Origin of the sequence: Haladaptatus sp. CMAA 1909, from assembly GCF_043952005.1 — an archaeon.
Classification (GTDB): Archaea; Halobacteriota; Halobacteria; order Halobacteriales; family Haladaptataceae; genus Haladaptatus.
In genome coordinates this window covers 477,075-501,939 of sequence record NZ_JBIOAV010000002.1, presented here as the reverse complement: position 1 = coordinate 501,939, position 24,865 = coordinate 477,075, and the positions used below count along the sequence as shown (strand labels likewise).

The 24,865-nt window shown below is 54.3% G+C and carries 25 protein-coding genes and 3 pseudogenes; 18 read left to right on the top strand and 10 right to left on the bottom strand.

What is annotated here, in order from left to right:
- Positions 1-326: 326 nt before the first annotated feature.
- From ACGYLY_RS20525 to ACGYLY_RS20510, 4 genes and pseudogenes are all read left to right on the top strand, one after another.
- Positions 327-752, top strand: coding sequence for a lysostaphin resistance A-like protein (locus ACGYLY_RS20525; RefSeq protein ID WP_395284681.1), 426 nt, complete (start codon positions 327-329; stop codon positions 750-752).
- Positions 753-912: 160 nt separating this feature from the next.
- Positions 913-1,605, top strand: a complete 693-nt coding sequence (locus ACGYLY_RS20520) for a DUF6273 domain-containing protein (protein ID WP_395284682.1) — start codon at positions 913-915, stop codon at positions 1,603-1,605.
- A gap of 713 nt (positions 1,606-2,318) precedes the next feature.
- Positions 2,319-2,762, top strand: coding sequence for a DoxX family protein (locus ACGYLY_RS20515; protein WP_395284683.1), 444 nt, complete (start codon positions 2,319-2,321; stop codon positions 2,760-2,762).
- Between the two features lie 715 nt (positions 2,763-3,477).
- Positions 3,478-4,451 (top strand): annotated as a pseudogene (locus tag ACGYLY_RS20510) (ABC transporter substrate-binding protein).
- A 43-nt stretch (positions 4,452-4,494) separates the two neighbouring features.
- Here ACGYLY_RS20510 and ACGYLY_RS20505 read toward each other — a convergent pair.
- The gene (locus ACGYLY_RS20505) at positions 4,495-4,764 is read right to left on the bottom strand and encodes a hypothetical protein (protein ID WP_395284684.1); all 270 of its coding nucleotides are present in this window, start codon (positions 4,762-4,764) and stop codon (positions 4,495-4,497) included.
- Between the two features lie 133 nt (positions 4,765-4,897).
- On the opposite strand from ACGYLY_RS20505, the gene ACGYLY_RS20500 reads away from it, so the two are divergent.
- Entirely contained in the window at positions 4,898-5,065 is a 168-nt protein-coding gene (locus ACGYLY_RS20500) for a hypothetical protein (protein WP_395291272.1), read from the top strand.
- Between the two features lie 171 nt (positions 5,066-5,236).
- Here the strand turns inward: ACGYLY_RS20500 and ACGYLY_RS20495 are convergent.
- Both ACGYLY_RS20495 and ACGYLY_RS20490 read right to left on the bottom strand, forming a co-directional pair.
- Positions 5,237-6,448 (bottom strand): annotated as a pseudogene (locus tag ACGYLY_RS20495) (ATP-binding cassette domain-containing protein).
- Between the two features lie 301 nt (positions 6,449-6,749).
- A complete protein-coding gene (locus ACGYLY_RS20490) occupies positions 6,750-8,138 on the bottom strand; it encodes a GntP family permease (RefSeq protein WP_395284686.1) in 1,389 nt (462 codons plus the stop codon).
- A 262-nt stretch (positions 8,139-8,400) separates the two neighbouring features.
- Here ACGYLY_RS20490 and ACGYLY_RS20485 point away from each other — a divergent pair, with 262 nt between their 5' ends.
- Together ACGYLY_RS20485 and ACGYLY_RS20480 are read left to right on the top strand one after the other, a co-directional pair.
- Positions 8,401-8,838 carry an ester cyclase gene (locus tag ACGYLY_RS20485; RefSeq protein ID WP_395284687.1) on the top strand — a complete coding sequence of 146 codons (438 nt, stop codon included), beginning with the start codon at positions 8,401-8,403 and terminating at the stop codon, positions 8,836-8,838.
- Between the two features lie 287 nt (positions 8,839-9,125).
- Positions 9,126-9,359, top strand: coding sequence for a hypothetical protein (locus tag ACGYLY_RS20480; RefSeq protein ID WP_231187275.1), 234 nt, complete (start codon positions 9,126-9,128; stop codon positions 9,357-9,359).
- Positions 9,360-9,565: 206 nt separating this feature from the next.
- On the opposite strand, the gene ACGYLY_RS20475 is transcribed toward ACGYLY_RS20480, so the two are convergent.
- Positions 9,566-10,168 (bottom strand): alpha/beta fold hydrolase, encoded by a 603-nt coding sequence (locus ACGYLY_RS20475; RefSeq protein ID WP_395291279.1) that lies wholly within the window; start codon positions 10,166-10,168, stop codon positions 9,566-9,568.
- Between the two features lie 563 nt (positions 10,169-10,731).
- Here ACGYLY_RS20475 and ACGYLY_RS20470 point away from each other — a divergent pair.
- Positions 10,732-10,992, top strand: a complete 261-nt coding sequence (locus tag ACGYLY_RS20470; protein ID WP_395284688.1) for a hypothetical protein — start codon at positions 10,732-10,734, stop codon at positions 10,990-10,992.
- Positions 10,993-11,674: 682 nt separating this feature from the next.
- On the opposite strand, the gene ACGYLY_RS20465 is transcribed toward ACGYLY_RS20470, so the two are convergent.
- Positions 11,675-12,778, bottom strand: coding sequence for an endonuclease/exonuclease/phosphatase family protein (locus ACGYLY_RS20465; RefSeq protein WP_395284689.1), 1,104 nt, complete (start codon positions 12,776-12,778; stop codon positions 11,675-11,677).
- 312 nt (positions 12,779-13,090) lie between these two features.
- Between ACGYLY_RS20465 and ACGYLY_RS20460 the strand changes: the two genes are divergently transcribed.
- Positions 13,091-13,798, top strand: a complete 708-nt coding sequence (locus tag ACGYLY_RS20460) for a phosphoglycerol geranylgeranyltransferase (RefSeq protein WP_395284932.1) — start codon at positions 13,091-13,093, stop codon at positions 13,796-13,798.
- 271 nt (positions 13,799-14,069) lie between these two features.
- Positions 14,070-14,168: pseudogene (locus tag ACGYLY_RS20455) on the top strand (sulfurtransferase); the annotation flags it as partial.
- A gap of 31 nt (positions 14,169-14,199) precedes the next feature.
- Here the strand turns inward: ACGYLY_RS20455 and ACGYLY_RS20450 are convergent.
- The gene (locus ACGYLY_RS20450; protein WP_395284690.1) at positions 14,200-14,412 is read right to left on the bottom strand and encodes a hypothetical protein; all 213 of its coding nucleotides are present in this window, start codon (positions 14,410-14,412) and stop codon (positions 14,200-14,202) included.
- A 395-nt stretch (positions 14,413-14,807) separates the two neighbouring features.
- On the opposite strand from ACGYLY_RS20450, the gene ACGYLY_RS20445 reads away from it, so the two are divergent.
- Entirely contained in the window at positions 14,808-15,560 is a 753-nt protein-coding gene (locus ACGYLY_RS20445; protein WP_395284691.1) for a hypothetical protein, read from the top strand.
- Between the two features lie 471 nt (positions 15,561-16,031).
- Positions 16,032-16,469: a DUF5518 domain-containing protein gene (locus tag ACGYLY_RS20440; RefSeq protein ID WP_395284692.1), complete on the top strand. Its 438-nt coding sequence runs from the start codon at positions 16,032-16,034 to the stop codon at positions 16,467-16,469.
- Positions 16,470-16,598: 129 nt separating this feature from the next.
- Here ACGYLY_RS20440 and ACGYLY_RS20435 read toward each other — a convergent pair whose 3' ends face one another.
- The 3 genes from ACGYLY_RS20435 to ACGYLY_RS20425 all read right to left on the bottom strand — a co-directional run bounded on the left by ACGYLY_RS20435 (position 16,599) and on the right by ACGYLY_RS20425 (position 18,364).
- Complete coding sequence (locus tag ACGYLY_RS20435; RefSeq protein WP_395284693.1) at positions 16,599-16,817, bottom strand: hypothetical protein; 219 nt, start codon at positions 16,815-16,817, stop codon at positions 16,599-16,601.
- A 77-nt stretch (positions 16,818-16,894) separates the two neighbouring features.
- Positions 16,895-17,977 carry a lysylphosphatidylglycerol synthase transmembrane domain-containing protein gene (locus ACGYLY_RS20430; protein ID WP_395284694.1) on the bottom strand — a complete coding sequence of 361 codons (1,083 nt, stop codon included), beginning with the start codon at positions 17,975-17,977 and terminating at the stop codon, positions 16,895-16,897.
- Positions 17,978-18,121: 144 nt separating this feature from the next.
- Positions 18,122-18,364, bottom strand: coding sequence for a hypothetical protein (locus ACGYLY_RS20425; protein WP_395284695.1), 243 nt, complete (start codon positions 18,362-18,364; stop codon positions 18,122-18,124).
- A gap of 102 nt (positions 18,365-18,466) precedes the next feature.
- Here ACGYLY_RS20425 and ACGYLY_RS20420 point away from each other — a divergent pair, with 102 nt between their 5' ends.
- From ACGYLY_RS20420 to ACGYLY_RS20395, 6 genes are all read left to right on the top strand, one after another.
- On the top strand, positions 18,467-18,859 hold the full coding sequence (locus ACGYLY_RS20420) for a cupin domain-containing protein (RefSeq protein WP_395284696.1): 393 nt from the start codon (positions 18,467-18,469) through the stop codon (positions 18,857-18,859).
- Positions 18,860-19,100: 241 nt separating this feature from the next.
- The gene (fba, locus tag ACGYLY_RS20415; RefSeq protein WP_395284697.1) at positions 19,101-20,126 is read left to right on the top strand and encodes a class II fructose-bisphosphate aldolase; all 1,026 of its coding nucleotides are present in this window, start codon (positions 19,101-19,103) and stop codon (positions 20,124-20,126) included.
- Positions 20,119-21,621, top strand: a complete 1,503-nt coding sequence (locus ACGYLY_RS20410; protein ID WP_395284698.1) for an FGGY-family carbohydrate kinase — start codon at positions 20,119-20,121, stop codon at positions 21,619-21,621. Before fba ends, ACGYLY_RS20410 begins: the two co-directional genes overlap by 8 nt.
- Positions 21,622-21,703: 82 nt before the next feature.
- A complete protein-coding gene (locus ACGYLY_RS20405; RefSeq protein ID WP_395284933.1) occupies positions 21,704-22,699 on the top strand; it encodes a 2-hydroxyacid dehydrogenase in 996 nt (331 codons plus the stop codon).
- 184 nt (positions 22,700-22,883) lie between these two features.
- The gene (locus ACGYLY_RS20400; RefSeq protein WP_395284699.1) at positions 22,884-23,828 is read left to right on the top strand and encodes a universal stress protein; all 945 of its coding nucleotides are present in this window, start codon (positions 22,884-22,886) and stop codon (positions 23,826-23,828) included.
- Positions 23,829-24,068: 240 nt separating this feature from the next.
- Positions 24,069-24,299 carry a ribbon-helix-helix domain-containing protein gene (locus tag ACGYLY_RS20395; RefSeq protein WP_231187308.1) on the top strand — a complete coding sequence of 77 codons (231 nt, stop codon included), beginning with the start codon at positions 24,069-24,071 and terminating at the stop codon, positions 24,297-24,299.
- Between the two features lie 135 nt (positions 24,300-24,434).
- Here the strand turns inward: ACGYLY_RS20395 and ACGYLY_RS20390 are convergent, their stop codons facing one another.
- Positions 24,435-24,647, bottom strand: coding sequence for a hypothetical protein (locus ACGYLY_RS20390; RefSeq protein WP_395284700.1), 213 nt, complete (start codon positions 24,645-24,647; stop codon positions 24,435-24,437).
- Positions 24,648-24,865 lie beyond the last annotated feature (218 nt).

Genomic DNA, 24,865 nt, shown 5'->3' with positions numbered 1-24,865 from the left:
TTCGGCACCAATCGTATCCCATGCTGGTCGATTTACCAGACACGAACAGAAATGCTCCCGGCAAAACTCTATCATCTATGCTGGAACGACGAAGAACGGCGTTTACGGGCACCATGGCGTCTGCTCATCGTAATCGGAATTTGGTTCATCATCCTTACCGCTTCGGCCACGCTGTTCTCAGTTCCTGAGGAGAGAACACAATCACCACTAAATTGGGCGTTCTATTTCGTGACGATCGGAGTGCTCGCTGTTGGCCTAATTTGGACTGCTGGGCGCGTTCTCGATCGACGATATTTCACCGAGTTTGGGATGCAAATGGACCGTGAATGGTTGATCGACTTCGGATTCGGCCTCGGGACGGTACTTGTAAGCACGATATTCATCATCCAACTGGTTGGTGGGTATATCACGATTGTCGGTATGTTCCGGACGACTGGAACCGAGACCCGGTTCCGTTTGCAATCACGTTTCTGGCAGTAGTCGTCCTCTATGCCGTGATCGGGATCGAAGAGGAACTCGCGTATCGAGGGTACATCCTGACCAATGCTGCGGAAGGTTTCAATGACTGGAACGGATTGACGCCAATACTTGCAATCGTCCTTGCAGCGATTTTCTCGTCCATTCAGTTTGGATTTAGCCATCTGCCGAATCAGAACGCCTCAGTAGCGGGGATTCTCGGTGTCGCGATTGGAGGACTCATCATCGCAACTGCGTTCGTGCTCACCAACCTGAAAGAACTCCTCGAGTCATGAGTTGTATCTTCTGCCCGTTTCACTTATAAATAGCAATAGTTAGTAGTGCATGGTTGGTAGGAGGATATGGTTTTGAACGGTTAGGAGAGCGTAAGCCTGCTATGGAAACAACGCAGAAGAACGGGGCGAGAACACTAAAATTCCAAGAGAGACACTGACGATGCACGACGAGAATCCTGGCACCAAACCGCACCAGAGCACAACACACGGCGAAATCATCACATTCGGCACTTATCCGCAGACGGCAGACGGAAACGATAGCACACCGATACAGTGGCGAGTGCTCCGAAAGTCCGGTGAAGAACTGTTCATTTTGAGCGAGTACATTTTGGACTGCAAGCGGTATCACAACGAGAATATGAATATCTCCTGGCGTGACTGCGATCTGCGACAATGGCTGAATGATGAGTTTTATACTGCCGCGTTTGATGACGCCGAAAAAGAATTCGTCAAGACGACGCTCTGCACGGACCATGGAGAAGGGAGTCCAGATACAGAGGACAAGGTCTTTTTGCTCAACGTCGCTGAAGTGAACAGCCTGACAGATACACACGGCAAGGATATTCTTCGTGCGAGAGGGACGGAATTCGCGAAGAAGAAAAAGTCCGATGGCTGCCAACTGTATGTAATGGACAAAAATGTTGACGAGGATTACATACACGAGGATGGGGAAAAGTACGGCTGCTCCTGGTGGTGGCTGAGAAATCAAGGTAAACTCAAAGACGAAGGGACTGATCCGTCACGTGCCGTGTTTATCGGCACGCGCGCTAGCATCCGTCACTACGCCCGCGTCAATCTCGATTCCTACGGCGTGCGCCCCGCTTTGAAACTGGAAGTATTCTCGAAACCGTGACGCGGTGAGGCGTTCGTGCTGGAATTCCTTCGTCGATCGATTCAAATCACACACGCGCATTCCTGAACGGCTGTTCCGCTTTCGAGCACGTGAGCTGAACGGTGACTGCTTACCGGATATAACCTCTGTCTTCGGTGCGACCTCTCGAAGCAATCACTGTTAAAGAAATTCAATAGAACCAAGGATTTGAACAAAAGTGAATTCGCATGGCTGAAAGAACAGGACATAGAAGCACTGATTCTGGGGAGCGCTACTATCGTACAACAGTGTCTGGATCCGGGAGCTTCGATCAATATTGGATCTGGCTCCACCCAGTCATTCTCGGAGATGGGAAACGGCTGTTCGAACTATTGATGAGGAGATCGAGCTGAGACTCAAACAGACCAAATCGTACGACAACGACGTGGTCTCGCTCGTCTATCAAACCTAAATATCCCCAGAGTAGGACTTGCAGGTAGATGATAATAGGCCATCTGTCTGAGTTCCACGATGGGGAGAGTGTCCCCGTTCAGACTGGGTTATAGACTACCGAACCTTTTCGGCAGCATTCCCATGCCTTTGCCGGTCGTTCTTCTACTTGTACAGGTAGGACACAGGAGTATTGCCAACTGACAGTAGCTGGTTGGACGCCAGATTCAACGTCTACCGCCATTAGACGGGGGATTGCCTGTCTGACACTAAAGCTAGTAATCGAGAAATAGTGAGGGATACGAATGACAGCAAACATACTATCGAGAACCGAGAAAGACATTGATAAGACTACCAAAGGACGACGGTCCTTGTTTCTTCACTATACGCTATGGCTCGTACAGGGATTGCTTGCGGCCATCTTCCTATTTGCCGGCATTGTGAAATTAATCACGCCAGTTGAGATCCTCTCAGCACAAATGCTAGTTCCATTGCCGATTTTATTCCTACAATTTATCAGCGTAACCGAAGTGCTCGGCGCAATCGGCCTCATTCTCCCCGGTCTTCTTCACATCCAGGTAAGACTCACACCACTAGCCGCTGCCGGGTTAGTAATTATCATGATCGGTGCGACAATAATAACCCTCATCGGTGGAGGTGGTTTCCTCGCGCTGCTCCCGCTACTAGTGGGACTCCTTGCAGCGTTCGTCGCCTATGGCCGCTGGCGACTTCGACCATTAACCAACTGAGCGTTTGTAAATAATTTCTCTGGACGCCTCACCACACAGTTACTATCGCTTATACTGCCCAGAGGAAGTCGATCGTCTAAATCGAGCAAATTCGAGAGATCAACCTCACTGCCGTCACACGTTCTACGTTGGTTATCGAACCAGTCACTCATCTTGAAACGCGTCGAACACCCCAGAAATCAGACTTCTTCCGCTACGATCTCTCAAATCACCCGTGTAATTGTTCGATCGAACCCTGATCCGAGTTATTCGTCCGTCTTGAACCCCTTACGCGGTGATCGGTTTCAGCCAACGAGTTAGGAGTACCTGCTGATAGTGACCATCTACTGGATCACAGCTTCAGCACACCCGTACACTGATTACATCGGCACATCAGACTGACCGGCTGGCGTTCTGCTGACGGCAGCGCGTGTCCGCGCTGCGGTGCTCGTCGCCGACACTTTTGGTCAACCTAAAATTCGGAACGCTTTTAAGTATTTAGGCGGGCCTAAACCATATGACGGACGATTCCAGCCATCCTAAGGTACTGACACGGCGTGACTGCATGAAGTACGGTGGGACAGTTATGGGTAGCGGTCTGCTTGCAGGCTGTTCGGGCACTCCCCAATCGGAGAATGAACCTACAGAGTCGCCCGCTCAATCGACACAGACGGACAGTTTGGAGACAGATCCCGGGACTGAGTCAGATGGTTCATACACCGTTGAAATCGAACCAATGGGTGCAGTCAAGTTCGACGGACCACCCGAACGATGGACCACATTATTACCAACTTTTGCCGATATGGCCTTCGCACTCGGTGGTGGACAAACACTTGGCATCCAGAACCACGACCGGTTTGCAAACGAGGCCTTCGAGGAACTCCCCGGAATAGAATTTAATGCAGACGACATCGTGGAACTCGTTACAGACAGCGTAAGTAAGGAACTGTTCTATCAAATGAATGCGGACGTTCATTTCATCGACTCACATCTCCTGCGACTCTGGTACAGGTGGGATCAAGCTGACGTCGATGAGATTGCGGAAAACCTCGGCCCGTTTTTTGGCAATTTTATCCGTCGTCATAGCGACGACTGGCACGATTACCGCTACTACAGCCTCTATGAGGCCTTCGGATTGATGGCTGAGGTCTTTCAGGCACGGATCGATACCAAGCATTCGTTAAACTCCATGAGAATATGCTCAATTTGATCGGTGAGCACTTGCCACCGGCCGGCCAGCGACCGACTGCCTTACTGGTATACCCAGCCGACGGAGGGGGGTTCCAATTCTATCCGTTTCGGTTTGATGACGGGGGTGTCAGCACCAAGCAGTGGCGCGAACTCGGTCTGACCGATGCACTTGCGGCGACAGATGTCGGGCACTACAGTTTATCTGACAGGGGGACGCTCGATCTAGAAGCCTTGATCGAAATCAACCCCGAGGTACTACTAGTGAGGAATTACGGAGGAGCGTCCGAATCTGAGTTTCAAACAGAAGTTGTCGAGCCACTGCAGGAAGAAGATGGATCAACCGGTGTACAGGCAGTTCAAGACGGTGCCATCTACAACGCTGGCTACCTTGACCAAGGACCAATTATCAATTTCTACCATACCGACCGGGCGGCGAAAGATATCTACCCGGATTCGTTCGAGAACGTAACGTTGTTCGATCGTGAACACATCGCAGAAATCGTCCAAGGAAATATCTGAGACGGTTTGCAAATAAATCACTTACCGAGGGACGGCTTCTGCTTCAGGCAGTTACGCCGAGCATCTCGAGTTCGTCCTCGGTGTGCTCAGTGCGAAGTTCTTCTACATTGTGTTCTTCAACCAGTTCTTCACGCTCTTGCTCGTTCAGTTCATCAATCGAGCCGAAACAGTGGCACATTGCATCTATATACACGACGAGAGGGTGCAAAAATACTGTTAGCACGGTTCTAGCCCCTACGTAATACCAGTTAAGGATCGCAACTTCCAATTTTTCGGCCAGGAGTTGAGGGTTAGACATGCGTACCAGTTTCAATATCCCCGATGACCTACTCACGCACCGCATCAATCTTTTTTATCCATGCCACGTCGATTGACGGTCTCAGAGATCACCAACCAGCGAACACTCACAGAAAGCGCGGATGTAGCGACCGACGATACCCCCCGGAATGATCGACGTGACCAATGAAATCCACGAGCACCCCGCAGCCCACCAAGACACCGTCTTCATCGACGACGAGATCGAACCCGAAAACTGTGACTGCGACTGCGACGGCTTCGGTGGGTTCCCGTGCTGGCCGTACGTGAGAGCGGGGAGGGAGAAATTATCGACTTAGCCCTAACGCGAACAAAGTGTGATGCTTCAACGTCGTTCAAACCGACCGAAACAATGAACGGAATTAGCAAATTAATTCCCATCTGGACCGAATCACTTTCTATCGCTGCGCCGATTAGGGGGCTACCCACTTGCAGAGTACGAAATATCGGCCGCCGCGCCGATTTTCCAGTCAGTCGGTCGGAGTCGATGGGCTCGAACGTGGCTCCGGAACATCCTGTTCGAAGACGACCGGTGCACGCGGTTGAACGTCAAATGCGGCACGTTCGCCACGCGATACCGGTGTGTCCCGGCCCTGTACGACGACGCGTACATCGGGAAGTGAGTCGGAATCGGCTTCGACGGTATAGTTGGTTTGGTCGCCCTGGAAGTAGCGTTCGACGATAGTTCCTTCGAGCATGCCATCGGTATTCGCTATGGAGAAGTCCTCTGGGCGAATCGAAACGATCACCGAGCCATCAGAGATTTCGTCGTCGTATCGAAACGAAAAACTCCCATCTCCTACGTCGATGGTCGTCGCCCCATTCTCGGTTCGCGCTCGCCCTTCGAACAGATTCGTGTCGCCGATGAAGTTCGCGACGAACGGACTCGCCGGGTTGCGATAGATGTCTTCCGGGGTCCCGATCTGTTCGATCCGTCCTTCGTTCATCACGGCCATTCTATCGGAAAGCGTCATGGCGACCTCTTGGTCGTGGGTGACGTAGAAGAACGCCCCTTGTGTCTTTTCGTGTATTTTCCGGAGCTCGACTTGCATCTGTTTGCGCAACTTTCGGTCGAGGCTCGAAAGTGGTTCATCCAACAGGAGGACGCTCGGCTCGTTGACGAGTGCGCGTGCGAGCGCGACACGCTGCTGTTGACCTCCCGAAAGTTCGGCGGGATTGCGCTCTTTATACCCGCCGAGATCCACGAGTTCGAGATAGCGAGTAACGCGTTCGTCGCGTTCATTCGCGTCCACGCCCTCTTTTTTCAAGCCGTACCCAACGTTCTCCCCGACACTCATGTGCGGGAAGAGGGAGAGGTGTTAGAAGACGAGATTGGTATCGCGGGCGTCCGGCGGCACACCGGTCATCGAAGTCGAGGCAGGGACACCGACGATATTCGAGAGAAACAACGCCAATCCAATAAAAAAGAGAATCGCAATACTCGCTTCCAGAGTGAAAAATCGGCTCGGAACGATTTCGCCACCCATTGTATTGATGACATTCCGACCAACTGTCCATCCGCCAACAAGAGCACAGATACTCATGAGAGATGCAGCACCGACCTTTGAAATCGTGTTGCTCCCAACTGCAGGACCGAACGCAACGCCCGTATTCGAACCTCCAACATTGAAGCCTACAAAAATCGCAACGGCAAGTCCAATGAGAAAGAGTATCTCTACCATAGATGAACCAAGTGGTATCGTTTGTTAAGTCCTTTGTCAATGTTTTGCAGGTATCGATATCGCTAGAACGAGGTCGATATATCGGAGAAGCCAACACCTCCACTGCCGACAGATAGCTTTCCCCAGTTGCTATGAAGTACAGTAGATGAGAGTTGCATCCTCCCCGTCGTAAACGGCAGGGCTTCACGTTCTGGTGTACGAACGAGACGCACCCCGTCTCGTCAACGCCGTAAACGGCGGGATTCTCTCCTCGAAGAAAGTTAAAGTTGAACAGAACGGATCGACTGAAAAGGAGGTTTCCTCAAGCGAGCGGTAATATTCGTGAGACGATCAATGTGGTGATGAGACCGATGACGCCGACCAAGGTGGTGACCACCGTCCACGTTTTGAGTGTCTCTTTTTGCGTGAGACCGCCGATTTCTTTGACGATCCAGAAGCCGCTGTCGTTATACCACGAAAAGATCGAGGCTCCGGCACCGATCGCCATTACGAGGTACGCCGGGTTGACGGAGAGTTGACTGGCGAACGGGGCCATGATTCCGGACGTAGTCACGATAGCGACGGTTGCCGATCCCTGAACGACGCGTACGCCGGCCGCGATGATCCATGCCGTGACGAGCAGCCCGAATCCGACGCCTTTGAGTCCACCAGCGATGTAATCGCCGGCACCTGCTGCCTGCAACATAACTCCGAAAGCACCCCCGGCGGCGGTGATCGCGGCGATGTTGCCGCCGCTTTTTAGGGCGTCGGTCAACTCGTCGGAGAACTCCGACCGGCCTATGTCGCTGATACGGAAGTACGTGGCTGCCGCCGCCATCGCAGCCGCGGTCAGGGCAAAGTTTGGATCGCCCACGTATCCCGTCACAGCGGACGCAAACGTGTTATCGGAGAACAACGTATCGACGGTCGTGGCGGCGCCCACGAGTCCAACGGCGAGAATTATCGGCAGGAGTGACTCGAACAGACCGGGAAGCTGGTCTATCGGCGTCGTGGCCACTTCTTCGATTTCCGTGACCGTCGTCCCCATCGCGTCCCGGAGCGGGATGTCCAATCGTCGGTTGATCCAGTGACCGTAGGCCAATCCCGACACGAGTGCGGTCGGGAGTCCGACGACGACGCCGACAAGCATCGTGGTCCCGAGATTGGAGCCGATATTATCGACCGCGAGCAAGGGTCCCGGCGTCGGCGGGATGAATCCGTGTGTTACCACCCCACCGGCGGCGAGGACCACGATGTAAAGCGTGTAATTCCCGCCTGTCCGTGACCGAGCGGACCGGGCAAGGGGGGCGAGCAAGTAAAAGACGTTGTCGAAGAACACGGGAATCGCCATCACGAAACTGCTGCCGAACAAAGAAATTTCGGTTTTGCCATTGCTCAGCGTGCCGAATGCGCGAACGATGCGGTCTGCCGCACCGCTCTCGGTCATCGCTTTCCCGATGATCGCTGCCATCAGAATTGGGATTCCGATCCCGGCCATCCCGTCACCGAATCCGGCGGCCGTTTTACTCACGACATTGCCCAACGGGACTTGCGGAGAGACTGTTCCGACGACGAACGTCGCGATGACGAGTCCGACGAATGCTGGAAGGTCAAGTACGACTAGGAGAAAGACGACGGCGATAACTCCGGCGAGCAGTGAGACAAGCGGACCTTGTCCGCCGAGCACCAGAGGGACGTTTACGTGCATCATTTCTCCAGGTTCGCAGGCCCCCTTTATAAGATAACGGATATTGTTAAATAAATGGCTACAGTAATTGATGTATAATCTGTCATTATTGAGATGATGGAAGTCTGCCGAGGTGATTCTGAACTAGAGTCTTCTGGGTGATTCCAGAGACCTACTGAAGAGAGCAGGGGACCAGCGCTTTTGTCCTTTTTATCCAGTAACGAATTCGTAGAAGAGCGAGACATCTTATCTGTAGTGACAACGAACCTCTCCTTAGGCAAAAACAATGACCGAGCAGCGTCAGAGGGAAGCAGAAAACAAGGAGATTGTGCGTCACCTCATGGAGGAGGTTTTCAACGAGAAAAACATAGAGACCGCTGACAACTATCTGGCTGAGGACTACACGGAATACGCAACCGGAAATGGGGAATCATTCCAAAGCCGCGAGGAGTTTAAAGCAGGGAATGCAGACTTCTTCACTGCATTCCCCGACCTCACCGTCACAGAAGATGGATGCGTTGCTGAAGGGCATACCGTCGTATACCGGCATACCTTGACTGGTACGCACGAGGGGGAAATCATGGGAGTCAAACCGACGGGCAACGAGATTATCCTGGAGAATGCTGGTGTCTTTCGTATTGAAAACAGGAGAATCGTAGATCTCTATCTCTATGCGGACAATGTCAGTCTGATGCGCCAATTAGGCATTATTCCCGAGGTTTGAACAGCAACGAAATTGATTGTATTTCATCCTCGGGGAGCGGATTTACAAATGTTTCTTCATCTTGTTCAGGTGAATCAGTACCCTTCGTACTCGACGAAATTCTCAACCGTGGATATGTTTCAGCGGGCGTGCGAGATATCGGGCGCGTATTTTTCATGCTCTTTCGTGTCTTTCCTTCCTTTGTAGTGGAGTGATGCACGGCGAATCGACCGAGTGGGGATTCGGTCCCAGACTGTTCGGCCTGAACCTGCAGAGCGTTTATGAGGGAGAACTTCGTTTCGACGGGCATGGACGAGGTAGACCTCAAGTCCCTGGTGTCGTCACTAACGCCCCAAGAGGAGAACCAGTCGATCAAGTCGTACCAGAACACGGTTTCAGTGCCGTGTCCGGCATGCGACGAACCATTCGAAGACCTCGTCGTCTGCAAGCAGAACCCGACGAGCCTCAACCTCTCGTTGCAACTCGACCTCTGCGTCGGCGTTGAAGACGATCGCGCATTGATCTTCACGCACAGACAGTAGTCGGAGGGGGGACTTCCCGTGTTGGCCATGCGTACGAACTTGACGAAAAGAACTGTCGAACTAACTATGCCCTAGCTTTTTGTCACTCTACTCTTCTCTAAATCTCCAAGACAGAGCGCGAACAGTAGACAGACAAGGAGATTAAACGAGGGAACCGCTAGAACCCATTATCTGCTTGGTTTTATGGAAGGGTGCTGTATGATCGATCAGGTGAGCGACTCCGAACGCATTGATCTGGTGAGAGATGCGAGAATCTCATTGTTGTGATTAGCGACGCTTCCAAGGTGGCTCGTATTCGGGAGCGTATGGAGAGTTGCGTTTGGCAGTTGAGAGGCGATAATGGTTGCGTGATACGCTGAGAGTGACCAGTCTCGCGTACCGTACCACACATCAATATCGAGGGCGATGTCTACGACATCGAACCCCCACGGTTCACCACACACGCGATACTCCTCTGCGACGTCACCGAGGAAGCACCGGGATATTCTTGGAGACCGACGACTTGTCCGGATCGGGAGTTGTTCGATGAGGCTGATCTCGCCGATTGCGTCCGGCGTATCCAGCGGTGCGACTCCAGAGACTATCGTTACTGCGGTGAGTCGTTCTGGGATCGTGTAGGCACACGCGAGCGCGTATGGGCCACCACCTGAGACACCGATCACGGCGAACTCATCCACGTCCAGCTCATCCGCCAGTTGCACGACATCGGTCGGCCAATCGAGGAGACCCCGCCCAAGTATCGGATCTGACTCGCCAACACCCGGTCGATCCGGGGCGAGTATCCGAAGGCCGTGTGACCGCGTGTCAATTGGGTCGATCGAGCCTCGGCAGCGTCTTCACCACTATAGACTTCTGCGAGCGTTTGAAGAGCCGTCCAGAGGTCTCCCATTACTACTCACCTCCCAGTCGACCTCTGAGAGTGCCTTTTTCAAAGGAGAGTGTCGAGTCTGGTTCTTCATCTGCGCAGTGGATTATCACTGCACTACTCCCCACAACACTAACTCGGAAATTGAATCCATAGATGCGAATATGAACTGTCCGTCAAAGAATCCCTCTGCTGGGTCATTTATGGTACATCATTGACGTTCTCGGATATCACCGACCGCGAACGCTGACGGAACGCTCAAACGCTACGACTGACGATACACCGGAGACACCGACGGCCCTGCTCGACCGAGCACAACAGCATGCAACGGATGTCGCGGGCGAGCACTTCCCCAACCTGCCGGACGAAACAATTGACTGGGAGGTCTCACACCGGACCCAACGACAGGCGGGCGTCACAAAGTACGAACCTGCAACAGCGGCAATCACGATTGCACTGACCTGGACGGCCGACGAACAACACGGCTGGGAGTAATTCAGTTCGACGGTGCGCCATGAATTGATTCACGCATGGCAGTATCACGAGTTCGGGAACGCGGACCACGGACGAACGTTCGAGCGGTGGACGGACGCGCTCGACACAACACAGCATTGTGAGCGCTTCAAGGCCCCGAACTGGTGGGTGATTTGCGAGGAGTGCGGTGGACAACTTGCACGCTTCCAGCGCTCAAAGGTCGTCAAACACTCCGAGCAGTACAGCTGTGGCGACTGCGGTGGGTCGCTCCGCGTTGAGGTGGTTACCGAATGACGTAGAAGTACGCTGTCCGCACTGTCTGCGACTTATTGGGACAATGACGGTGGCGGGTCCGTCGCGGGTCCATGTGAGCCCGTGCAGTCATCGTCTCGCGGCACCGGATGCGGTGCTTGCAACGGGCGATTTGCACCCACCCCGCCCTGATATGTGGGTGACGGATATCCTCGCTGACGCTCACTGACTCCCGCGAACGCTTTCGATCCTCCCTCATTCTCGCATTCGTTCGCTTTTCGGCGCTCGAGGTGCTAAACAAGGTAGCATATTATACTAACTTCAGCACATTCATTTCCAGTCTAGCTAGCGATGAACCCCACCAGACAATTGATTTAGATCAGCGATAACAAGCGTGGAAATTGATGGCAGTACTCGCTACCAAGCTAGAGGTGCCATCTGGTAGTCCGCGCGATACGATCGACAATGTCCCAACCGACGGGGACAAACAAGAAGACTGAACCTGATTTCCTGCCGGTTAAATCCACATGAGGTAGTGAAGCAAACGGGTCCCAAACAATCCACTCTTCATCTATAAGTAGACCGAATGTACTCTCATATAGTTTGATAAACAGTAGTGTCTCAAACCAAGGAGAGAAGTAGCGACGTCGTACGCTACTATCGATGACGGAATGCAATGGTCTACCCTGACAACGAAACCACGGGTAGACGGATCGAATTCGCTTTAGTGGGAGGGAGTCGTTTCGATGTCAGCCCAGACGAGCCGATGGTCCGAGGCCGTATTGACATCCTTGCCGAGGTTTCGCTTCGTTGCGTTTTTGCTCGGCCAGACAACCGACGAGGCGTGAAGCGCGAGATCAGGGGATGGAAGAACGTAATCGATCTGTTCAACAACGCCCTCAACATCACCACCGAATCGTGTTGCGGTGGGGAGACCGCGTTGCGCCCCGCCCGGACTCTTTGGGAGTTGACTAGTGTCGAAGTCGTCATTCCCGAGGAGGAACTTCTGTGCGGGGTGGAGTGGACGCTCGTCTCGACCCAGACCTGGGCCCGCATTCATGTCGCCCATCAGGACGTAAGAGGCGTTCTCATCAAGTCCACCGTGGACGCCACTGTCGTCGTAGATGTAGTCTTCACCGGCGACGTAATCCGCGAAGAACCGGACTTCGTCATGGTTCCACTTCCCGTTGAAATTGTTCCTGCCGTCGAAGCCAGGTGGAGTCGGGTGTGCAAACAAGCCGTGAACCGTCCCTCCCTCGGTCTCAAATGGAATATCAATGTGGTTCTTTGAGGAGAGTCGATAGATATCGAGTTCCTCCTCCGTTAGGTAGAGTGCGGTTTCGTCATCCCCAGTCTCTGTCACAACACACTCTTCGCCCGCCATCGGAATGAGATTCCCAGGCATATCCGCCCACTTAAATCTCCGGAAGGAACGAATGTTTGATTTGTCGATCGGATACTTGCTCGCGATCGCGAATGCATAGTGACCCGGATATTCCCCGAATCCGTACGCGTCACCTGGGCGTTCGCCGAAGGTTCCGTCCTTATTGAAGTCGTAGTCCCGTTCGGGAAGAACGCCAGTATTACTCTTTGGCTGAAGCGTATGTTCGTAATCGATACCCTCGAGGTCATCCCGTTGCGAGATGCTGAGGTAGTTGTCGACAAAGGCGTCGATGTTCGCTCTGTCGGTGTATTTGCCCTGCTGTAAATTGTTAGTGAGTTCGTTGATAACGAGGATATCTGGTTGAGCCTCTTGGACGACTCGGGCGGCCGCTTCGGCCTGCGGATCGCCTTGCTCTTGGACTTGCTCTGTTTCCAGTTCGATCACGTTAAACGTCGCGTAGCGTGTCCCACGATCCTGCTTTCGGTGCTTGTCTCGTTGTTGTCCACCCACGGCACCGACAAAACCAGCTGTAGTCGCTATACCACCGATCGTCTTGAGTACTGCTCGTCTAGCCTGAGATCGAACCATCGATCGTATCTGTGATTTATAATTACATTAGTTTTCCCATATAGATGTAATCGATAGTAAACTGATATTGACTTATTCGAAACCGAGGATTCGCGGCTGTGGTACGATTCTGTAGTTTCGAGTAGGCAGAGAGAAAGCGGTTTGCGTGTTATCGGACTACACAGAACTATGGCGGCTCCATGGACGCGGTGGGACCACGTCACGAAGGTCGATCCGGACAAAACGCTGCACGACGGGGATTCCTACGCTGACGTTGCTAAAACAGGCACAGATGCACTCGTTATCGGTGGCACCACGAACGTTACAGAAGCACGTGTTCAACCGATTCTGAACGCACTTTCTTCTACCGAGATTCCCATATTCGTCGAGCCGACCTACCGCCCGTCGTCTCATACCGAGGCACTCTCTGGATATCTCGTTCCAATCGTTCTGAATGCCGGTGACCCACTGTGGATCACAGGAGCACATCACGAATGGGTCCGCTCTTCGGATCTTGAGTGGGACGACGTCCATCCTGAAGCCTATATCGTCCTCAATCCGGCGTCGGCAGTCGCCACGTACACGCAAGCGGGCTGTAACCTCGATGTCGATGACGTCGTCGCCTATGCTGAACTCGCCGAACAGATCCTCGGCCAAGATATCGTCTATCTCGAATATTCTGGCACGCTTGGTTATCCAGCTGTCGTGGCTGCCGTACATGATGCACTCTCATCAGCACAGCTCTTCTACGGTGGCGGCATTCACGACTACGATTCGGCCTACGAGATGGCGAATGTCGCTGATACGGTTATTGTCGGTGATATACTCCATGACGCCGGTATCGAGGCAGTCGAGGCAACCGTTCGTGGCGCAAAGGATGTGAATAACGAGTCATAATTCTGTACCCTGCAATCGAAGAGGTGATCGTGTCGATCAGGAGGACTTTGCCGCCGAAATAGATGATCCATGGGTTGGTGAGTTCGTCGCGGAGATCAGTGTACTCGATGTTCCCTTTCTCCATGGATGTACATGGGCAGCATCGTATGCGAAGCGTGATTCTCTTACTTCGGGCATGACAGTGTCCGTATTCTCGACGGAGGAAACGAATTGTGGAGCGCAACCAACTAAACGCAGATCAAGAAATTTTCTCTACTGTGCTGCTAGGTATCGATCCTCGCTATTCTGGTTTGTCTTGTCTGAGCTGCTTGGATTCGACTCAGTGAGAAATTATAATGGGTCTTGGGTAGAATGGGGAAGCCAGAAATGAAGCGTGTAAGGACAGCTATTGTACCTAATACTCATGTTTCAGCCGGATGGTCGTCGAGTCCAAGCCGAATCTCGGCACGGGAGCTGTCGCCGTGCGCCGAAACAGACAGTGCCGGCGTGTACGTCTCGCCAACTGTGTTCTCCACACCATCATCAGTCAGCGACCACCGGAGTACGTTGCCGTCGCGATAGTCGATCCTGAAGACGCGTGAACAGACATCCGCCTGTTCAAGTATACAGAGCATCGAGGAGAGTCCGACACGACTCATTCAAAGAATCGTCAATGAGCAGGGTGGCGAACTCAAGGGCTTTTACCTCACGATTGGTCGACATGACTTGGTGTGACGACAGAGACCCTCAGTGTTTCCTGAAAACGAGTACGAGAGGTCATTGACAACCGCCCGTGAATATCTGTTTTTAATTCGACTCGATACCTGTAGAGACTACGCTCCTGTGGACGTTCTTGCGGGTGCAAAGTCGTTATCGAAACGGGAGACAGACCCCTCGCCATCCATTTATTCTATCTTGTAGTAGCGATCCTCCATTATTCAACCTGATTTACATCATGTCTTTACTCGGGAATAACGTATGAGATGGGAAGCGATGAAGAGCGAAGGGAACGACGTATAGACGGTATTTGATGTTCGAGCTGCCCCCTGAAACAGTCGTTCGTCCATCGATTTGCGCTATCCTACTGGTTCTGATCCCGCTATTCATACGTCGACTCAACCTGTTAGATATGCTCTCTCGGAGTCGTTGGCTCTCGTTTGCAGGTGGTGCTTCGGCAGCTTTTGTATTCGTCCACGTATTCCCAGAACTCAGTGAGGGGAGCCGAACTATTCAGCAAGCCGACCCGTTTTACGTGGTTGCTGAACAGCACGTCTACGTTGTCGCTCTTGCCGGGTTTACCATGTTCTATGGACTCGAACAGTATGTAAAGGATTCTTCCAGAGATCTTGGCGGCAGACAGAACGGTCAGACGAATGCTGGTACCTTCTGGGTACAATTGGGTCCCTTTGCCTTCTATAGTTGTCTCATTGGGTATTTACTCTTCAACCGGCACCAACCAGGTTTGGATAGTCTGGTCTTCTTCGCTATCGCGATGGGGCTTCATTTCATGGAGACGGATTATGGCCTCCGCGAAATCCATAGCGAATTATATGATCGCGTCGGCCGGTGGATACTGGCAATAGCAACCGCGGTTGGAGCGATAATTGGGTTTTTGGTAAAATTCAATGATGTTGTGATTGCACTTCTATTCGCCTTTTTAGCTGGTAGTGTCGTCCTCAATGTAACCAGGGAAGGACTTCCAGGGGAACATAAGATTCGGTTCCGGGCTTTCCTGACTGGCGGCACAGTCTATACGGTATTACTTCTTCTAAGCGGATTGTAACCCATGGTGGCCCTTCATTATACTAACCCCGTTTTTGTGTCTGTACCGTTCGAAACGGATAGATGAAAATGAGAAGGAGAATACTCAGCCGCAGGACCAATTGTGGCGCGGTTGCCTCTGATACCCTGAATGGGTCTCGCGTGGGTCTGGCGCCATCACTCCCGACCCACACGTCCTCTCCTTCGCCATCCCCTCCTCCCTGCTCACACGCGTACCATGGTGCGTCACGAGCAGGAATAGACAACTGATCCAGGCATGTCTCTGTCACCCAGTTCAACCCCGGAGATCGACATCAAACAAGTCAGTGACATCCGTTCCTGATTTTGAGTTTGTATGGATTGACGGGGAACTAACAGAAATATCCAGCATTTCCTCATCACTATTAGATATAGAAACTATTTACTATTCAAACAAATAAACTGAGAAAGAATAAAGTACTCTTACCACCATATATAGTTTGGGTCAATTAGTATGGGGAGATTCAATCAAACTAACAAGACGTCGTCAGAGTGGAAATACGCACTTGTTGGCGGGCTCATATCCATCCCACTGACCGTCGGATACAATTGGTTCTTTGAACCAGAGATCTACTCACTCATAATGGCGACTATTGGTGGGGTGATTGCAGGCTATCTGGCGAAACGCAACGCACTGAGGATATATCGTACGGGTATCGTTGCTGGAGCGCTTGGTGCTATTCCAGCACTGGTGATGGCGTTCAGTCCTCTCTCCGACATCGCCACCAAATGGCTTGGTTCCGGTGCAACCGTCTTTACGGTGATCGTCGTCCCGTTGGTTGTACTGGCTATCTTGGCTATCGGAGCCCTGTTGGGTTTCATCGGAGCCGCAATCGGTGGTTGGTTAGCTACGAAGTTTGGCAATCGAAACGCAGTACACTCCCCCACGTAGGGTGATTTGTGAATCAACCGTCACGTTACCTATCCGCTCCCTTTTCAAAAATAAAATCGTGCAAAAGCCAAATTTACCTCGAATTCGATCCGCTACTACGAGAAGTTGTATACAATATGAGGTGCCATGTTAGCTCGTTGCATCTTCAATGAACGAATACAATCCCCAGACAAACTGTTTGAGCCCATAGAACGCACAAACAATCCGGACGATCGGTGTTAGAATCGCAGCGACCACCGGATCAAATATGGTCCCAAGTGCCGATGCGACGATACTACCAATCGAAAGGAGAACGAAGCCAACGAGACCGTTGATCGCGGCATCGGTTGCAGCGGCGTGTCGCGACATAATCTCACATCGTATTGCAGAGTATGAAATGGCGAGAATCAATCACACTACGTCGATCAGCGAAGCGGTGTCGTTCGTTACGACGTTTGCTTTCGTCGAATGTGGACGAGTTGCCCGATATCCAGGAAAAACATCGAATACAGTCCACCAAGCACGAGAATCCCCCAATAGCTAAGCAAGCGATAGAGAAGAACAATCCCGCCAGTGGTTCCCGCATCCAAGCCAGTCAGCGCAATAATCATCCCGATTAGCACAACTTCAACACCACCAAGACCACCTGGGAGTGGAATGACTCGTGCAACCCCACTTGCAGGGATCAGAAAGAGCGGGAGTAGTATCGAGACATGCCGATCAAGGGCAAGGAAACTCGCATAGAGAGGAAGGCAGAAACAGATCCAACCGATGATCGACCATCCAAGTGCGAGTCCGATTTGCCGGCGGTTCTCCAGCACGAGGCTGACTTCGGTCGAATACGAGCGCACTCGTAAGTGAAGATATTCGTGGATGAATCGGACACGGGTCTGTACCGGACGAAGGCGAAGGTGGAGGCGCTGTGTTCGATTCTCGCTCAATACACGTAGTAGTGAGAGCAATCGGATACCTGCAATCGCTATCGAATGTAAAAGCAGGTACTTGTATCGATACAACGTGGTCGTGGCGGCCAGAAGTCCACCAGTGAGGAGGAGCGCGATGTGGAGCGAAGGAACGGGGATAATTGCCGTAACAGACTGACCTTGAAGAGCAATGAAAACCAATCCAATAAGACCCAGACTGAGCGATGCAGTGAGGTTCAAGACCTCTATTACGAGTGCCGCCCCCAGCGTTTGGTCCCGATCTGTGCTCATTTCCGATGAGACGATATGGGCAAGCAGAAACGGACTGCTTGCGCGGCCGATCGGAATGATTTGTTTGGCGAAGAAGCTTGCGAGGTATGCACCTCGGAACCGCCACCCCTCGATAGGGGTTTCCGAACGGTCGAGAAGACAGCGAACAGCTTCGCTCCAACAGAAAAGCGCGACTAAGGTGATGAAGAAGCCGAGGACGATGAACACTGGATTAGCGCTCGCGAGTTCGTGACTAACCTGGCTTCCGCCGACAAAATAGCAGAGAATCCCAAATCCTAAAACGACAACCAGAAATCGAAGTATTCGTCTGTTCATTTTATAGCAAGATAGAATTCCGTTAGTAACGGAACGGATTGAATCTACATAAATGTGTGGACAGGGGAGAGTCCACTGAAAAACCACGAAGTGAGAAAGTACGAGGAGAGATTCTTCGCTGAACTCATTTGGACGAACGGTTGATTAGGCACACGTGGACTCCCTAGCAATGCCATTCAAGAACGAAAGATAGGCAATAAGAACACCACCTACAAACACGGCGAGGTTGAATAGATGAACACCTCCCGAACCACTAATCGGCCCCCAGGCAGGATTCGTTTCGATGAGTAACCGCCACGCATAGTTGTACACTGTAAATCCCATTAGAAGCAGACCAACGGCGATTCCGAGTCCGTCTTTGGCTGCTGCAACTGTGTCGATTTGCATGAGTAGAACTGCACCAATTGACACCTACTATTTTCCTATCGTCAGATCGGAATCTGGCTACTAGTCCGAGCATTTAATCACCGATCATCGACAGCGATAGGTATGGGATACCATCTCATCGACCCGAACGACCTTGATCAGTGGGACGACCGTCCAACCGATGTCCGGTCGCTCAGTGTTGCCGCAGGATACGACTATCAGAACTCGAAGCTCGGTCTTCGGGTCTACGAACTCGCCCCCGGTGAACAGTCCGGGTTGAGCTACCACACCCACGACGAGCAAGTCGAGGCATTCTACGTTCTTGAGGGAACGCTTCACGTCGAAACCCCCGACGAGACGATTGTCGTTGAATCCGGCAACGTCCTCTTCGTCGATCCTGGGAGCCCACAGCGAGCGTTCAATCCTGAAACCGCCGAAACGGACACACGTATCCTTGCCATTGGAGCACCGTCAGTTGACGACGCACAGCCGTACGATCCAACTGACGACGGGTGAGCCGTTTATCCATTGTACGGGCAAGAAGCTCCGTGACGTAGTGTTTATTCAGACTACTATCCAATGTATTCGTATGACCGCAAACTCCGCTCACTCATCTTCCCCCTCGCGAGAATTCAGGTAAAGAGAACGATGGGTACACCGCGGAGAACCGAAATTTTGAACGCGGGCGTCGGTTAGACTTTCGAATGCTTTCGTCGCTTCCAATAGAATTATACGAGCTTACATGCCTGTCTCTCACATGCCATATTGTCACGGTGACGAACTCGCGGATACGTACGCTACCGCTCGCGAGAACGGGTACGGGTTCTTCGCGAGCAACGTCGTTCAATTCGACATCATGGTCGGACTGCTTCGAGGTGCGCTCGATGCGGACGCCGACCTGGTGTTACAAGTCAGCCGTGATGCGTGTGCGTTCTACGGCGACGGGGATGCCTCCGCGGGCCTGCGTGCGTTCGGTTCCTACGTCGAGAACCTCGCCGAGTCGAAGAGCGTCAACGTCTTTCTCAACGTCGACCACGTCCACTTGCCCGATCAACGACCGTTCCTCGACGACGTCGTCGCGTCCGGCGTGCCGTCTTCGGTGATGGTCGACGCCTCGGACCGTCCGTTCGAGGAGAACGTCGAACGCACCCGTGAGGCCGTCGAGGCAGTCCGTGACGGTCCGGAGGAGATGTTGGTCGAGGGCGAACTCGGCCGGGTTGCGGGTGAGGAGAACGGTGCCGAGACCAGTCCGAACGAAGCCTTCTATACGGACCCGGACGACGCCGTCCGGTTCGTCGAGCGAACCGGTGTCGACCTGCTCGCGGTGTCCGTCGGTACGCAACACGGCGTGGCGTCCGGACGCGATTTGGACGTCCGACCGGACGTTGCGGACGAGGTGAATACGGCGCTCCACGAGGCGGGCCACGACGTGCCGTTAGTGGTTCATGGGTCGTCGGGTGTCGCCGACGAACAGGTCGCGGAGTTCCTCGACGCCGGCGTCTGTAAGTTCAACAAAAACACGCGCTACCAGTACGAGTTCGCTCGAACCGCCGCGGACTTCTACCGCGACCATGCCGACGCAATCAGACCGCCGGAGGGGACGGCCGCGGATCGCGCCACGTTTTTCGCGGACGACGAGTGGTCGCCGGACAAGACGTACTTTCACCCACACGTGGTCGGCGACGAAATCCGCGACCGACTGGCCGAGGTGATGGTCGATCTGGCGGAACTCACCGGATGCGCCGGACGGAGTCGAACAACGGACGTCCACGACGATGAGTGACCCCCTGTTAGTCGGCGTGGACGCCGGCCTCACGAACACGAAGGCGGCGGCGTTCACGCGGGATGGTGAGACGGTCGCCGTCGAGACGCGAGAGACGCCGAGCAGGGACGGACTCCCCGGACGCGACGATCAGGATCACGACGCGTTGTGGGAGGCGGTCGCCGACACGATCGCGACGGTGACCGGAGACGATGCGGTCGACCCGGAGTCCATCGCAGGCGTCGGCGTTGCGGGTCACGGTCACGGGTTGTACGCGCTGGACGCCGACGACAGCCCCGTCGTGGGTATCAAGTCGACCGACTCCCGAGCGATGAGTCGCCTCGAAGAGTGGCGGGCGGACGGCACGCTCGCCGCGGCGACCGACCGCCTCGGCTGGGAGCCGTTCGGTGCCGATCCGTTCAGTCTGCTGGCGTGGTTGAAGTCCGAACGCCCGGCGGCGTACTCGAAAGTGGAGACGGTGCTGTTCTGCAAGGACGTCATCACGCACCGGTTGACGGGGCATCTTGGAACGGATACGATGGAAGGGAGCGTTTTCTACGGACCCGACGACGACTACGACCCGTCGGTGTTCGACACGTTCGACATCTCCGAGGCGTTCGACGCGCTCCCGAGGGTCGTCGAGAGCACGTCGGCCTGTGGCGAGGTCACGGAGTCGGCCGCCGCGGCGACGGGTCTCCCGACGGGCACGCCGGTTGCCGCTGGGCTCCACGACGTGGGGGCGTGTGCGCTCGGTGCCGGAGCGATTCGTCCCGGGCAAGGCGTCGTCATTCTCGGAACCTGGGGACAAAGCGTCGCCGTTCTCGACGACCCCGACGCCGGAGAGACGGGACTCCCGCGACGGTTCCTCGATAACTGGATTCGCTACCGCGGTATTCGCTCGGGAACCGCCTGTGTCGACTGGTTCGTGGACGAGTTCGGCGACAAGTGGCGCGCCGAAGCCGACGAGCGAGGCGTGAATCCGTACGTCGTCTACGACGAAACCGTCGCGGACGATCCCGTCGGGGCTGGCGGCGTGATTTTCCATCCCTACCTCTCCGGGTCGACCGACTATCCGGAGGCGCGCGGCGGGTTCTACGGACTGACGCTGGACCACTCCGCCGAGGAACTGCTGCGCGCGGTCTACGAGGGCGTCGCTATTGCTCAGTGCACGGGATTGGCGGACCTCTCGTCGGGCGTGTCCGACCTCAGACTGACCGGCGGTGGAGCGCGAAGCGAAGTGTGGTCTGAAATGTTCGCGGACATCCACGATAATCCCGTTTCCGTTCCGGACGGCGACGAGCTCGGGGCGCGCGGGGCGGCCCTCTGTGCTGGCGTCGCCGCAGACCTTTACGAAGATCACCGGGCGGCGACGTCGATTGCGGTCGACGTGAACCGAACTCACGACCCGGACCCCGAAACCGTCACTACCTATCGTCACCTCGTGGACACCTTCGAACGCGTTCGGGAGGACGTCCGTCCGACATGGAAACTGTTGAATAGGGATGGGTGGAAATAAAACCATGTCAGAAGATACCAACCGTGGTGCTCGCTCCGTGACGTGTCTTCTCTGTGGGGATCCACAGCAACCGAGCGAATACATGTACGAGGAGCTTGGTCGCCTCGAATCGGAGGGAGTCCACTTCGAGGAGATGAACTGGCTCGGGACCGCCTCCCCGACCGAGTTCCGCAACGTGACGATGGACATGGAGGCGGTCGGTCCGAGCGGTTTCGACGCCGACGCCATACTCGAAAACGTCCGCGAGGGGGTCGAGGTGCTGGTCGTCCACAAGGCACCGGTGTCGCGGGAACTCATCGAGGCAGCCGAGGACTTACGGGTGGTCGCGGCGGCCCGCGGCGGCACCGAGAACATCGACGTCGCGGCCGCGCACGAAAACGACGTAACCGTTCTACACGCTCCCGGCCGCAACCGAAACGCCGTCGCCGACTACGCCATGACGATGTTGCTCTCGCGCCTCCGCGGGGTTCCCTTCCATCACGGCGCGATGACCGACGGGGAGTGGAATCAGGTTTTCGACCCCGATGAACTCCCGCCGGACATGGAACGAACGACGGTCGGTGTCGTCGGGTTCGGAAACATCGGCCGGGGTGTCGCCCGCCGTCTGGACGGGTTCGACAGCCACGTTCTCGCCTACGACCCGTACGTCGACGACGACGCCATCCGCGAAGTGGACGCAGAGCCCGTGACGCTCCCGGAGTTGTTGGAGCGGTCGGACGCCGTCACGCTCCACGTCCGCCTCTCCGAGGAGACGAGCGGCCTCATCGGACGTGAGGAGTTCGAGACCATGAAAAATTCGGCCTTCCTCGTCAACACCGCCCGTGGCGGCCTCGTGGACGAAGCCGCACTGGTCGATGCGATCGAATCGAACCACATCGCCGGTGCCGCACTCGACGTGTTCCGGCAGGAACCGCTCCCCGACGACGATCCGCTGCTCACCTGCGACGGGGTCGTTCTCACCCCACACGTCGCCGGATCCACCCGTGATGCCGTTCTTGGCGGCCCTCGCATCGTCGCCGCCAATCTCGAACAGTGGCTCACCGGCGAGAAACCGACCAACGTCGTCGAGTCGGCGTGACACCCTCCCCACGCTCAAGCGATATCCCCCACGGTAGGGCTCGTTGAACGCCCGGCCGAAACGTTCGATTCCGGCCGGGATATCCCGTCCGTTCACCGCCCGCAGGAGCGCCAAATTCTCGCCTACCTCGCGGAGTCCTCTAAACTATTTCATCGAAAGTGTATTTTCCGATCGCCGAGTATCGATGTATTCAGTCGTCCTTCCGGCGTGTACATCAGTCCGGCTTTTAGGTCTGCATGGTGACACGGATTCCGTGTATGATCAAATACTCGTTCCAACGGACGGCAGCGACGGTGCAAACGTCATGTTCGATCACATTCTCGATATCGCGGCCGAACACGACGTAACCGTCCATATTCTCAACATCGCGGATACGACTCATGCGAGCGACTCCCTCTTTCAAGGAGCGATCGTCGACGCACTCGATCTCGTCGATATCTTCGAGGAGAGAGGTGAAGAAATCGTTCGCGTCGCTGCCGAACGCGCTCACCGACGTGGCGTTGATACCGTCACTGACGTCGTTCGGGGAGAGCCGTCGAGTTCGATCGTCGACTACGCTAGTTCACAGGGTATCGATCTCATTACCATGCCGACGCACGGACGTGACGGACTTACGCGTTTCCTTATCAGGAGTACAGCCGAGCGCGTCGTCAGACAAGCCGACACCCCCGTTCTCACGATTCGGCCCGGAGAGAGTACGACGACATACCCGTATCGAGACGTGTTAGTTCCAACTGACGGAAGCGACTGTGCGACCGAGGCACTCTCGATCGGAATCGAGGCAGCAACGACGGCTGAGGCCTCACTTCACCTTCTGTCCGTCGATAATACAGCATCGCTCGGCATTGATATTTGGAATGATAGTCGGTCGACATCCGAAGAGGAGGATGCGCATGAAGTACTCGAAACCGCGTCAACCGACGCGAAGAAGGCGGGAGTTGGATCGATCTCTCGAACGGTTGAACACGGACCTTCGAACTACCAATCGATTCTCTCGTATGTCGACGACCACGATATCGATCTCGTCATCGCCGGAACTCGTGATCGAACTGGCTTCAATCGATCCGTATTTGGAAGCGTCACCGACAAACTCGTTCGCAGATCACCGGTTCCTTGTCTTACTTTGTGAGAGTCTCCTCGCGAGCGCATCTGCGTCATCTTCCGCGAAATGAAGGTTCGATCCTCGGGAACGAGTGCGCCCGACATATCGCCAGGGTAGAGCGTCACGAGTCGGGCATGGGTATGTATCCATAGGTTTCGGGGGTTCTCCCTCGGGAAGGGTTGAAAACGACGGAAACCGAGGAATAGCACCACTACACAACGAGGGAACAGCCCGAGAGTTAATCTGTCTCCGGAACAGAGTGTGTCTATGGTCACGCTCGAGGTAGCCCTGCCCGATCGTATCGAGAGCGACATCGATCGTCTTGTCGAACAAGGCGATTTTCTGAATCGAGAACAAGCGGTCGAAGAGCTTCTCTCGCTGGGGTTATCGGCCCAAGAAACCGGCGACGAGTTCGAAGAGGAGTTGGATGAAGATCTGTTTACGGATGCCGTCGATGAGCAACAGGATCCGGCCGACCAGTACAACGATCCGCTCTAACCCCCTCTCGAAAAGTGGAGCCGAGCGAGCGAACTACTGACGGCCGTAATCCGATCGAGGGGAAGAGTGTCGACTCGTCGGAATCCGCCTGATCCACGATGCAGGCGAGAATGATAACGGTCTCAACGATTCCGGTCAAACCGAGACCGTAGTAGGTTCTTCCTCCTCCTCTTCGATATCTTTTCGAGATTCACCGGGGCCATTCTTTCGCTCGTATTCTCGCCACTCGTACCAAAGGACGAGGAGCGTGAGGCTGATCAACGCGCCTATCCTCTGCTCGTTGACGATGCTCCCGACGAGACTGAAAATCAAGAGGAATTTCACTACCCCGCTAGTCGTAACGTTCATACTAGTATCCCCAACTCGCCCTCGAAATGCGTATCGTTAGAAAAGTGATTCGAGACTGATTTCGACATGACTCGCGAGGAACTGCCCAAACCGTTTTTTAGGCCATCCAGGCGGCGATAGCACACTCGCCGTCCGAACCAATCCTTTCTGCGCTTTCCCGATTGACGACGGTGGGATAGTGCATTTGTGTGCATAGCTTGCACACGAGTCGAAATCGT